This window comes from Bradyrhizobium sp. SUTN9-2 (genome assembly GCF_003122645.1).
GTDB classification, from domain to species: Bacteria; Pseudomonadota; Alphaproteobacteria; order Rhizobiales; family Xanthobacteraceae; genus Bradyrhizobium; species Bradyrhizobium yuanmingense.
This window is the reverse complement of sequence record NZ_LAXE01000001.1, coordinates 6,847,418-6,858,559: the sequence shown is the minus strand read 5'-3', so window position 1 is coordinate 6,858,559 and position 11,142 is coordinate 6,847,418. Positions and strand designations below refer to the sequence as shown.

The window sequence follows — 11,142 nt, the reverse complement described above, 5'->3', positions numbered from 1 at the left end:
TGGCAAGCCGAGCCCCGAACTTGCCGACCAAGTTTTGCCCGCGACCGATGTCGCACTCAGCAAACTTGGTTCCCGTGACGATCGCACGCGGGCGCGACTACTGCGGTCGCGCGGCACCTGCCTCGAGGCGCTCGCCGAACTCAGGGAGGCACTGGCCTGCTACGACGAAGCGCTATCACTCGATCCCAAGGTCGGCGTGAAACGCAGGGCCGACGCTTTGCGCAAGGTCGTTTAGCGAACAACCCGCCTGGGATCCCGTTTATTATTGGCACTCGCAGTCAGGCCTGGCCACACGGCGTGATTACGTTGGCGGCCCGATCGGGTCTTCCTTGACGCCGCGGGCCACGATCCGGAGGCTTCCATCCGAAAGGGGCTTTTGCAATTTCAGGGCCTCGTCCGCAGGAGCCGTCATCCAAGCCTCGACCTCGTCCGGCGTCGTCAGGATCACGGGCATGGCCTTGGGATGGATGGCACCGACCTCGGCGTTCGGCTCCGTCGTGAGGAACGCGTAGAGGTCGTTAGTCGTCTCACCTTCCTTGACCTTCCGCACAGACGTCCAGTTGGTCCAGATGCCGGCGAAGCAGGCGAGGGGACGGGTATCATCGAACGCGAACCAGATATCGCCACCCTCGGCCTTGTTGAACTCGCTGAAGGAATTGAACGGCACCACACAGCGATTTTCGGTTCCCAGCCATCGCGTCCAGTGCTTGCTCTTCACATTGCGGATGTTGGTCGTCCCGCCGTCCGGCTCCATTCTGAGCAATTCCTTGAAATCGACCGTCTTGCCCTTGGCCTGCTGCTTCTCGGCTCGCTTCTTCGTGGCGTCCATCAGCGCCTTTGACGACGACGGCATTCCCCACCGCGCCGTAGCGAGTTCGCGGCCCTCGGCTCCGTTCCGTACGATCGGTGCTTGGTAGTCCGGAAAAACCCCCGGCATCGGCGCCAGGTTGCCAGCGTATCGGTTCACGACACGAAACAGCGCACTAATGGCAGCTTGGTTGGTCGTGATCGAATAAAGATTGCACATCGGTCAAGATTCGGTTCGAGGATGGCGCGGCTGCCACGTCAACTGTAGCAGAGTCGCGGATGGACGCCGGCCCGCCCTGGCGCATTTGCGGCAGCGCAGCCGGCTGGCGAGGTCGTGTACGAAGGTAGTCGGCGGGTGCTTCATCGCCGCGAGGTCCACGTCGCTCGGCGTCTTGCAGCGCGCGCACCTGATCTCCAGCCAGGGGATGCCTCCATTCACGGCCTGGTCGATGGTCGGCGACGGATCGATCGGTTCGCCGTCACTCCACATCCGCTCGTTCCAGCTTTCGCAAAGCAGCCTGTCGGCTTGCTGGATCATCGCCTCGCCTTTGGCCCGCATCTCCGCCGATTGGGTCGCAAGGATGTTGGCCATCGCGCGTGCCTTGCCGAGCTCTTTTGCCAGAGCCTTACGATCGCCGCCCGACAGGGGCGTAGGGTGATACTTCGGGGCCATCCGGACATCCAGGCGCAAAGAGATCGGATCGGCAAATCCAGAGCGACTACGGCGCCTCGGACGCTGGCCAGCACCCGTCTTCTTCATGCCTGCCGGTGCGCTCCTGGCAGGTGTTGTCGAGCAGCCGCTGCGCAACGTCCTTCCAGAGCGCGTTGGCGCCATACAATCGGACAGCATCGGCAGTCTGGATTTCCACGGTCCGTTGGCAACGGCGGCAGGAGATGCGGAGCACGTGGCGCTGAATTTCGGAAAGACGCCGCTGCCGCATTTAGACCTCGGTCGTGCCGGCGCGAGGGTCTTTGAGGACGGAGGCCCAATATTCGGCTGGAAGCGGCGCCTCTGGAGCCGCATTGGAAGGGCTCGGCCTACGGGCGGCTTCAGAGGCCAGCTTTTCCATCTGCTTAGGGGTCGGCATGCGCCAGCTCGCGGGTCGGTCGGTCATGCCTAAATTAGAACATAACAAGAACAAATGTCGAGTCCGACTAGGGGCAGCTGCTGAGAAAAATCCTCCTATGGGACGGGTCGCGATGTCGGAACCAAGCCGGTTGGTTCGTCTTGAATCCGGCATCAGTAATGGAGTTCCCGCGATGCCCCCCGCGCCAACTGGAAAGGCTTCCTGCGTCTTTCCCTCGTCACCTGTCCGGTTGCGCTCTACCCGGCCACGTCGGAATCCGAAAAGGTCTCGTTCAACCAGCTGAACCGAAAGACTGGCCATCGGATCAAGTACGCCAAGGTCGACGCCGATACCGGCGAGGAGGTCGACAACGAGGACATCGTCAAGGGCTACAAGGTCGATACCGACACCTTCATCGAGGTGACAAAGGAGGAGCTAGAGAACGTCGCGCTAGAATCGACACGCACCATCGAGATCGACGAGTTCGTCGACCGCAGCGAGATCGACCCGCGATATCTCATTCGGCCCTACTACCTGCGTCCCGACGGTAAAGTCGGGCACGATGCCTTCGCCGTCATTCGGGAAACTATCCGCGAGATGAACAAGGTCGCGATCGGCCGTGTGGTGCTGACCAATCGCGAGCACATCATCGCGCTGGAGCCGCTGGACAAGGGCCTGATGGGGACGCTGTTGCGCTATCCCTACGAAGTCCGCCCCGCGGATGAATATTTCGACGACATCCAGGATGTCAAAGTTACCAAGGACATGCTTGATCTCGCCAAGCACATCGTCAATCAGAAAGCGGGCCATTTCGAGCCGGACAGGTTCGAAGACCAGTACGAGACCGCCCTCATCGATCTCATCAATCAGAAGCGCGCCGGAAAACCCATCACCGCGAAAGCGCGTCCTCGAGGCGAGAACGTCGTGGATCTGATGGACGCGCTGCGCAAGAGCATCGGAAGAGAGGGGGCGGCCGCGACGGAGCCGCCGAAGAAACCAGGCAAGAAGCCGCGCAAGGCGGCGGCCGGGCAGAAGGAAATGCTGATGCCGATCGCAGGCAAGAAGCCGGCGAAGGAGACCGCGGCGAAGAAGCCGGCGGCCAAGCCGCAGCGGAAGTCGGCTCAGGAGTCGTGAAGCATCCGGTGATGCCGAAGGCCACTACTTCGCCGTCCGCGGCAGCCCCGGCGAATGGCGATTCCCATCTCGACGACGTTATACGAGGTCATCTCGTCAGCCGCCTAATGGCGGCCCGGTCGGTGCGCAACGCCAGAACGGCGGCGGACCGCGAGGCCGAAGCAACCGCGCATAGAGCCGTCGACCTCGCGATTTGAAATAGCGGCTTGTGCGCTTTGCGCGCCGCTGGGAAATTTATCAATTTGCGTGATTTTCCCTTGGGAGTGTTTGGTAGCATCGCCTTCAGCCCAATCAGTTCGATTTTGCGCGCTTCGACCTGCAGAGGCAATCCATCGGCGCGGTACGCAACCATGGGTGCAGCGCACCATCGGCAAGCTTAACATTCTTGAATCCTCAAGCGTGCGAAACCGCGCTAGGATTAGATTTTCCCTCAGGGGGCAGCTTATGTTCGACATGGCAACCACCGCGCTTTTGCGCGCGGTTCTCGATGAAGTCTGTGAACGCGTCTCGGACCGCGAGACCGGGGCACGTGCCCACGTCGCGTCGAAAATCCTAGAGGCTGCGACGAGAGACGAAATCTCACCCGAGGGTCTCAAACAGGTTGGTCGCGACGCCCTCTCGCATGCGCCGACGATGTGGCGCTGATCGCGGGGGGCGGCGTGAACTTCCAGGTCACCGTCCTGAAGATTTTGGTAGCTTATCCGGACGGCTTTGCCGTGATGGAGGACCTCAAAAGGGATATGGCCATCCTGGCAACGAGTGGCCGCGACTGGGCGGACCGGACCAGGCGCCTCGCGGCCAAAGTGCCCGATCTCGACATCTTCTCACAAGGATTGGTCGAACGGATAAGCGGAGGATGGAAGATCACGTCCAAAGGACGGGCGTTGCTCGAATTGATGGAAGCGCGGCCAACGGCCTTGGAAAGGGCCGAGGCGCCTCCAGTTCTGGAGACGAGTGCGACCTCGCCGGCGCCTGTTCCTCCGCTGCGGCAGCCCGCCGATCGTGCCAAGCGACGGCGCGAAAGACGTGAACGTCGGCGCGAGGCGCGCGAACGGGCAAGAGCAAACGCGTCTTGAGGTAGCGACTGAGGGAAGAAAAATCCGCCAAATGAGAGCAGCGGTTTGATAGTCCCGGACTGTCGATTTGCCTCCCCAGCCCCAAGCGTACCGCCGCTACCTTGTTTGCGGTCATGCCGGCCCCGATCTACTCGGGACGGCGACTGAGCACGGGTCCTTCTACCGAGCCGGCGAGCGACAATATAGCGAGGAAATGGAGGCCGAACCCGCGCGGGAGAGCTGGCCGGGTTCCTTCTGAGAGGGCGTTGCGCGGTCGGCGAGGCGATATAGCTACTTCAGACAATCGCCATAAAGTTCACTGACATGCTCCCCAAGAGTCAATCTTCACGAAGGCCGCTATGTCCCAATATTCGCTCGATGTATTGCGTCAGCGCTATGTCGTCGAGAAAAGACCGCTCGAGGCCAGCGTCGAGCAGATCTTGCGGGCCGACACCCGCGCCGGAGCGCGTGCCATCCTGGCTTCAATCGATAAACGCCGCTTCGAAAATAGGTCGGAAGGCCAGCGCCTTCGCAAGATGCTCCGCTTCGAGACCTCTCTCTGGGAAAGCGGCCATCATGCCGTGGCAGGCGTGGACGAGGCCGGAATGAGCCCTCTCGCGGGGCCAGTCTCCGCTGGCGCCGTGATCCTGAAACCTGGCACGCGGATAGTCGGGATCGACCACTCGAAAAAACTCGACGCCGCGGCTCGCGAAGAACTCGCGAAGGAGATCAAGGAAAAGGCGGAGTGTTGGTCTGTGGCGGTCGTCGAGGTCGAGGAGATCGACGCGATCAACATCTATTGGGCGGGCATTCAGGCCATGCAGCGTGCGGTCCGGGGGCTAGGCTTGACGCCTCAGCACTTGCTGATCGATGCGAAGCGGTTGAAGGAAATCGACATCCCTCAGCAGGCCATCATCAGAGGCGACGCCAAATCCGCTAGCATCGCCGTCGCTTCCATCCTCGCGAAAGTCGAGCGCGACACGGTCATGCGGACGCTCGACATGCGTCACCCCGGCTACGGATTCGCGGATCACAAGGGTTACCCGGTGCCGGCTCATTATGAAGCGCTCGCCAGGCTTGGTGCATGCGCAGCTCACCGAAGGTCGTTCGGACCCGTGCGCAAGGCTCTCGGGTTACCGCCCCTGCCGCCCTGGCCTTCGGCATCCGAGCGGGCCGCCGGCTGACTCAGGTCGTACGGCTCGTCTAAGCGGCATTATTTTCGCGACCAGTTCTTTTCGCGAACGACGTCCTTGGCGTCTTTGTCGGACCGCAGCCCGAGATAGCCCGGCTGGCGCAGCTCGCCGTTGCTGGTCCACTCCGCGAACTTCACTTCTGCGACCAACGCAGGACGCACCCAGGTCGTGACCTGCTCATCCTTCACCTTGGCAGGAAAGGGAGACTTCGCGGTTTTGAGCTTCATGAGCTTGCCGTGAAGCTCTTCGAGAACTTGGTGGCTGAAGCCAGTGCCAACGTGGCCTATGTACCGCCATGCATCCCCTTCGCGTACCGCGAGGACGAGAGCGCCGAAGAAAGGCCGGGTTCGCCTCGGCGCCGTGAAGCCGGCGATCACCACCTCCTGCCGCTGCGCGGTCTTCACCTTCAGCCAGTCGGCGGTCCGGCGTCCGGACGCGTACGGGCTATCGCCGCGCTTGGCCATGATGCCTTCGAGATGTCTCCGCTCGGCATCTGCGAAGAACTTCGTTCCCTTGCCTTTGCGGTGGTTGCTGAACGCGACGAGCTTGCGGCGCGGAAGGATGGCCTTGAGCCGCTTCTTGCGCTCGAGGAGCGGCAGCGCACGCAGGTTCTCACCGTCTGCGAACATGAGGTCGAAGGCGCAATACAGGAGCTTCGCCTCATGGCGCAGAGCGTTTTGAAGCAACTGGAAATGCGGACGCCGTCCTTTCCGATCGCGACGAGCTCCCCGTCGATCACGGCATCGCCCTTCACGCCCTCCAGCGCTTTGGCGACCTCGATATAGCTGCGGCTGATGATCTTGCCATTTCGGCTGTAGAGCACAACCTTGCCTCGCTGGATTTCCGCGATCATCCGGAAGCCGTCATACTTGTCCTCGAAAACCCAGCCGGGATCGTCGAACGGCGCGTCGGTGAGCGTAGCGAGCATCGGCTGCAGGCGCTTGGGCAGGGTCGACGTCCGGCTCATTCGAGGCCAATCCTTACGAGCACGTTGCGAAATGCATGGACGTCCTTCAAGGATTAGGGAACGCTTCGGGGCCGCGTCGTGTTCCGCAGGCTCCGTGGCATGCGACGTTGACGCTCGATAAAGGAGGGCGGATCAGACCGATGGCGAGAAAACTGAAAACCTTTCAGACTTCGCTGGGCCTCTTCGATCTGGCGATCGCCGCTCCTTCCATGAAAGCGGCCCTCGAAGCCTGGGGCTCCAACAGCAATCTCTTCCACCAGGGCGCGGCGAAGGAAAGCGACGATCCGGACGTCATCGCTGCGGCCATGAAGAAGCCGGGCGTCGTTCTCAGGCGCCCGGTCGGATCCAACCGATCCTTCAGCGAGCAAGCCGAACTGCCCTCCGATCTTGGCGGGGACAGAAGATCGACGAACGCCCCGCGCAAATCGAAGGGCCAAATTGCGAAGAAGCCTTCCTCACGTCCCGTCGACAAGACGGCCGAGCGGAAGGCTGCGCTTGCCTACGAACGGGAGGAGAGGCGCCGGGAAGGTGAGCGGGCGAAGGAAGAGGCCGCCAGGCAGAAACAGCGTGAGCGCCGTCAGCAGGCGGTCGACAAAGCGCAGGCTGCGCTGGACAAGGCGGAGCAGGAACACGCGAAGCGGCCCACCGCCATCCAGGCCGAGGTTGAGGCTCTCGCGAAGAGATCGCAAGCCGAAGACGATCGCTGGAATAAGGAGAAGGAGCGATTGGAAGCTGCGCTGCGGCGCGCGCGGAGTTAGTTTCTTGGCAGTTCTTGCTCGGCGGCATCGAGGGAAAGCAAAGGGTTGCCGTCAAGAGATCATCGTTCGGGGTCTGGTGCGCGCGCTGCGGCTCGGTTCACCGTGGTGCGGTCGCCTCGGTCCTCGGGAGTGAGCTCCATGACCGCTCGATGCAGCTCGGCCGGGATCGTCAGCGGACTTTCCGGGGGCTTGTTCGCCCACTGCCAGAAGCGATCGAATGCATCCATCACAGGTCCTCCCGCAGGCCCCGGAAAAAGGGGTGTCGAACCTTTCCTTCGGCCGACTTCGCGCGATACTCGATCTCGGCCAGAAGCTTGGGTTCGACCCAGATGCCCTTGTGACCGATATGCTTGGTATAAGGCTGGGTCTTTCGGATGAGGGGTTTAAGCCGTTTCTGCAGATCGGCGGCAGAGACCTTGTCGAAGCCGTGGTCGACTTTGCCGGCGTAAACGAGATCGTCGCCCTTACGCCGGCCGACGTAGATGCCGTCCCACTTCGTCCCATCGAGTGCGAAGCCGGCAATGGTCAGCGTCTCACGCTGTATGCAGGTCTTTTTGACCCAATCATTCGTGCGTCCCGTCGGATAGGCGCTGCCCCGGACCTTCGAGACAACGCCTTCGAGGCCGAGCTTGCAGGCGTGCGCGAACATCTCGCGGCCGTCTATCTCGAAGCTTTCGCTGAACTGGATGTCGGTACCGCTTACGATCTTCTTGAGTTCGGCTTTGCGCTGAAAGAGCGGTAGCTTTCGGATATCTCGGCCGTTCAGATAGAGCAGATCGAACGCCACGAGCACGATGCTCGTCGACTTGCCCTTGAGCTCGTTCTGCAGGACCGAGAAGTCGGTCGTGCCGTCGGCGGCAGGCACCACGATTTCGCCGTCCACCACCGCCGAGTTCCCCTTGATTCGCCAGGCGTCATGAGCGACCTTCTTGGAGCGATGCGTCCAGTCATGGCCACGCCGGGTAAAGATCTTCGCCGTCTCGTTGGCCAGATGGACCTGTACGCGGTAGCCGTCGAACTTGATCTCGTGAATCCAGCGCTCTCCGGATGGCACCTTCTCGATCGAGGTGGCCAGGGCCGGTTCGATAAAGCCGGGGAAGGGCGCCTTGACGCCGATAGCCGCCGGCATTTTACGCTGAAACGCCACTGAAGAACTCCACGCTACAGGCGATTCAAATTGGCACAGTTCGAATCGTTCCGGAACCGGCGAATCCTTGTTGCGTTGCCTCGACGCCACGAACAGGAGGTATCCATGGCGGCAGCGAAGAAGTCGAAGACGTCCCACGGACGCAAGCGGGACCGGGCACGAGTGGCCGGCGGGCAGGACTACGAGGTGCAGTACGAGGCGAAGAAGACGGGAAAATCGGCGTCGGCGGTGAAAAAGGCTGTCAAGAAGGTCGGCAATGCGCGAAAGCGGGTGGAAAGGCGGCTAGGCCGCTGACTCGGAGACGGGCTGGCGTCGATGTTTAGCGTCGGTCCTCCTCATCAGGGGGACATTCTGGGCAGCTATCACCAATCGAGTCCAGCACGTCGCGAATTGCGGCCTCCGCTGCTTGAGGGGAGACGTCTGCTGGCGGGTCCTGACGGGCGATATCGAAGGCGCGCTCTCGTGCATGCGGATCGGCGCGGTCTTGCATCCAACCGTGCTCCTCGCACTCGCGGATGGCGCCGGCTTCGTTCAGCACGTTGATCGCCCAACCGCGCAGGGTGCCGATCGCCGGCCGTCTCTGCTTGGTCATCAGCATTGAAAGGTTCTCCCACGCTGAGACGAATCGTTTAGTCCCGCAGACGTTCCCTATCGCTAACACACGACTGGGATTCGGGATCGTGGGATCTCGTGGTTTTCGAAGGGCGAAGTTTCCGCCCGGCGAGGTGCTAGGGTGGGCAAGAACGAACTGAAGAAACCGTTTTTACTTCAGACTACGTCCGAGCTCAGGTGGTTGCTCCTTGTCCGTTTTGCGCGTTCGGCTGTCGCCGCACCGGGCTCTCGTTGAACCGAGCCGCGCAGCGTCTCGGCCTTGCGGCTTCGATCCCTCGCGCACGAGCAAATCACCCCTCAGAAACGAAAAACCAGACCTTTTGCAGCAGCCACCTACACAAAGGTCCGGCCTTATCTTAGCTTGCCGCGATACCGAACGGCTGCAAAGGACGCTTCATATCCTTTGGGAGGTCTTGCTATTCATTCGGGTTGCGACCCGGAGGCGGCAATAGATCAGTAGCCGATACGACTACTTCTTTTTCTTTGAAGTCTTCTTTGCCACCTTCTTGGTAGCTGCCTTCGCGGTCTTCTTTGCCTTCTTCGCTTTCTTGGCCATGTCGTCCTCTGTAAGAATTGGCTCTCAGTGAACATGCCCACGCCGAGCATAGATATGCACACGAGTGAGACGATATCACAAAAGCAAAATTGATACCAAGCAGACCTGAATCCGCATTGAGTCGCTCGCCGGAGGCACTCGCCCTCGGGCCCGCCGTCATCGCATGCCGGCGTCGCTATCACTGCCCTTCGGGTCGGGTGCCTTCTTAACCGGTCTCGCGACTGCACTCGGTCCCGGGTCCCGCCGCTACGCGTCGGCGCTATGCTGACCCTCCTGCGGGTGCCTCTTTCGCCGCGTCCGCGAGTGGTCTCCGCTGTCGCTCCGCCCATAGGCCTCTCTTCCATAATTGTGAGACTCTGTGAAAATGTCGGGCGGTTCTCGTATTCATTGCCTGCATCACGTTCGCTCAGGTTTTGGCGCGTGCGGCCAGGGCCGCACCGGGCTCTCGTAAACCGAGCCGCGCAGCGTCTCGGCCTTGCGGCTTCGATCCCTCGCGCTAGAGCTTTGGTGCTCCTCGCCGGGGGCACTCGGGAAAGGGGCTCGCCTGCGGCGATCGCTATCACTGCCCCGTTCCCGGGTGCCGCTGTTGAACCGGTCTCGTCGCTGCACTCGGACCCGCGTGCCCCTTCGGGTCGCTATGCTCACGCTCTCCGGGTGCCATTTTCCGTTGCGGCGATGCGCCCTTGGGCGCACGCCTGATCGCGAATGAGGCCCTCGGTAGATGGCGCAAGAGCTGAGAGTAAGAGTGCAGGCTGGTTTTTCCGTGACGGGTTAGAAGTTGCGAGAGAGGCTCGCGGCGCCCGTCGCGGAGACCCGCGATGTCAAACACTACTACTCGCGCGCGCGCCGGCCTGGACCGGGCAACCCTCTATAACGAAATTACCGACAAGATCATTGCCGAGCTTGAGGCCGGACGCGTCCCCTGGGTTCAGCCCTGGGGTACGTCCGCGGCGAAAGCGCCGCTGGCCATGCCGAAAAATGCGTCGATTAACCGGCAATACAGCGGCGTGAACATCCTCATTCTCTGGGGGGCCGTGATCGAACGCGGATTCACCGGGCAAAGCTGGCTCACTTTCCGCCAGGCGCTCTCGCTTGGTGGTCACGTTCGTAAAGGAGAGCGCGGTACCACTGTTGTTTACGCAGATCGTTTCGTACCGAATGACGAAAAGCGACGCGCCGCTGAGACCGGCGAAGACGCGCAAGCGATTCCATTCCTCAAACGATTCTCCGTTTTCAACACCGATCAGTGCGATGAACTGCCCGACAATATTGCCACCGCTGCGCCGCCACCCCCTGCTGGCCTCATCGAACCCACGGTCGACGCCCTGATCAAAGCCAGCGGAATTCCATTTCGGATTGGTGGAGATCGTGCATTCTATGCAACCGCCGAAGACTACGTGCAGGTCCCGCCGCCGCAGGCCTATTTCGAACCCATCAATTGGCACCGCACGGCCTTGCATGAACTCGGTCATGCGACGGGGCATCCCTCGCGCCTCAACCGCGACCAGAGCGGATCCTACGGTACGAAGAAGTATGCCTTCGAAGAACTGGTCGCCGAGTTGAGTTCCGCGTTCAGCTGCGCGTCGCTCGGGATCGTGCCGACCGTGCGTCATGCCGACTATATCGGCTCCTGGCTTGAAGTCCTGCGCGAAGACAATCGGGCCATCGTGCGAGCCGCCTCGCAGGCGAGCAAGGCCGCGGATTATTTGCTCGGCTTCGTTCCCGGATCCATTGAGCCCGCGTCGCTGGGTTCGGTTATTGCCGAACACGAGGCGGCGTGATGCTTGACCTTGGGCGCGCGAGAGTGAGAGGAGGGGAGGCTGTTCGCGACGGGTTGGAAGCCGAG

Annotated in this window: 12 protein-coding genes and 3 pseudogenes; 8 read left to right on the top strand and 7 right to left on the bottom strand. The window is 61.5% G+C overall.

Annotated elements, in window-relative coordinates; all coding sequences use genetic code 11:
• Positions 1 to 235, top strand: a 235-nt coding sequence (locus tag XF30_RS39630) for a tetratricopeptide repeat protein (RefSeq protein WP_244609052.1), incomplete at its 5' end; no start/stop codon positions are given.
• A 66-nt stretch (positions 236 to 301) separates the two neighbouring features.
• Here the strand turns inward: XF30_RS39630 and XF30_RS31825 are convergent.
• The 3 genes and pseudogenes from XF30_RS31825 to XF30_RS39625 form a co-directional block, all read right to left on the bottom strand.
• Positions 302 to 1,027 (bottom strand): SOS response-associated peptidase, encoded by a 726-nt coding sequence (locus XF30_RS31825; protein ID WP_109144878.1) that lies wholly within the window; start codon positions 1,025 to 1,027, stop codon positions 302 to 304.
• A gap of 3 nt (positions 1,028 to 1,030) precedes the next feature.
• Positions 1,031 to 1,480 carry a hypothetical protein gene (locus XF30_RS31820; protein ID WP_109144877.1) on the bottom strand — a complete coding sequence of 150 codons (450 nt, stop codon included), beginning with the start codon at positions 1,478 to 1,480 and terminating at the stop codon, positions 1,031 to 1,033.
• A 46-nt stretch (positions 1,481 to 1,526) separates the two neighbouring features.
• A pseudogene (locus XF30_RS39625) lies at positions 1,527 to 1,922 on the bottom strand (hypothetical protein).
• A 147-nt stretch (positions 1,923 to 2,069) separates the two neighbouring features.
• Here XF30_RS39625 and ku point away from each other — a divergent pair.
• From ku to rnhB, 4 genes and pseudogenes are all read left to right on the top strand, one after another.
• Positions 2,070 to 3,008, top strand: a pseudogene (gene ku, locus XF30_RS31810) (non-homologous end joining protein Ku); the annotation flags it as partial.
• A gap of 444 nt (positions 3,009 to 3,452) precedes the next feature.
• Positions 3,453 to 3,653, top strand: a complete 201-nt coding sequence (locus XF30_RS31800; protein WP_109144874.1) for a hypothetical protein — start codon at positions 3,453 to 3,455, stop codon at positions 3,651 to 3,653.
• A 14-nt stretch (positions 3,654 to 3,667) separates the two neighbouring features.
• Positions 3,668 to 4,084 carry a hypothetical protein gene (locus XF30_RS31795; protein WP_109145930.1) on the top strand — a complete coding sequence of 139 codons (417 nt, stop codon included), beginning with the start codon at positions 3,668 to 3,670 and terminating at the stop codon, positions 4,082 to 4,084.
• A gap of 338 nt (positions 4,085 to 4,422) precedes the next feature.
• Positions 4,423 to 5,247, top strand: a complete 825-nt coding sequence (gene rnhB, locus XF30_RS31790) for a ribonuclease HII (RefSeq protein WP_109144873.1) — start codon at positions 4,423 to 4,425, stop codon at positions 5,245 to 5,247.
• A gap of 29 nt (positions 5,248 to 5,276) precedes the next feature.
• Here rnhB and ligD (XF30_RS31785) read toward each other — a convergent pair.
• Positions 5,277 to 6,223: pseudogene (gene ligD / locus XF30_RS31785) on the bottom strand (non-homologous end-joining DNA ligase).
• A gap of 140 nt (positions 6,224 to 6,363) precedes the next feature.
• On the opposite strand from ligD (XF30_RS31785), the gene XF30_RS31780 reads away from it, so the two are divergent.
• Positions 6,364 to 6,981: a cell envelope biogenesis protein TolA gene (locus XF30_RS31780; protein WP_109144872.1), complete on the top strand. Its 618-nt coding sequence runs from the start codon at positions 6,364 to 6,366 to the stop codon at positions 6,979 to 6,981.
• Positions 6,982 to 7,040: 59 nt separating this feature from the next.
• On the opposite strand, the gene XF30_RS38710 is transcribed toward XF30_RS31780, so the two are convergent.
• Complete coding sequence (locus XF30_RS38710; protein ID WP_192893312.1) at positions 7,041 to 7,208, bottom strand: hypothetical protein; 168 nt, start codon at positions 7,206 to 7,208, stop codon at positions 7,041 to 7,043.
• A complete protein-coding gene (ligD, locus tag XF30_RS31775; RefSeq protein ID WP_109144871.1) occupies positions 7,208 to 8,128 on the bottom strand; it encodes a non-homologous end-joining DNA ligase in 921 nt (306 codons plus the stop codon). The genes XF30_RS38710 and ligD (XF30_RS31775) overlap by 1 nt, the downstream gene beginning before the upstream one ends.
• 105 nt (positions 8,129 to 8,233) lie before the next feature.
• Between ligD (XF30_RS31775) and XF30_RS31770 the strand changes: the two genes are divergently transcribed.
• Positions 8,234 to 8,422: a DUF3606 domain-containing protein gene (locus tag XF30_RS31770; RefSeq protein ID WP_109145929.1), complete on the top strand. Its 189-nt coding sequence runs from the start codon at positions 8,234 to 8,236 to the stop codon at positions 8,420 to 8,422.
• 25 nt (positions 8,423 to 8,447) lie between these two features.
• Here XF30_RS31770 and XF30_RS31765 read toward each other — a convergent pair whose 3' ends face one another.
• Positions 8,448 to 8,726 carry a hypothetical protein gene (locus XF30_RS31765; protein ID WP_109144870.1) on the bottom strand — a complete coding sequence of 93 codons (279 nt, stop codon included), beginning with the start codon at positions 8,724 to 8,726 and terminating at the stop codon, positions 8,448 to 8,450.
• A gap of 1,388 nt (positions 8,727 to 10,114) precedes the next feature.
• On the opposite strand from XF30_RS31765, the gene XF30_RS31760 reads away from it, so the two are divergent.
• Positions 10,115 to 11,077 carry an ArdC family protein gene (locus XF30_RS31760; RefSeq protein WP_109144869.1) on the top strand — a complete coding sequence of 321 codons (963 nt, stop codon included), beginning with the start codon at positions 10,115 to 10,117 and terminating at the stop codon, positions 11,075 to 11,077.
• Positions 11,078 to 11,142 lie beyond the last annotated feature (65 nt).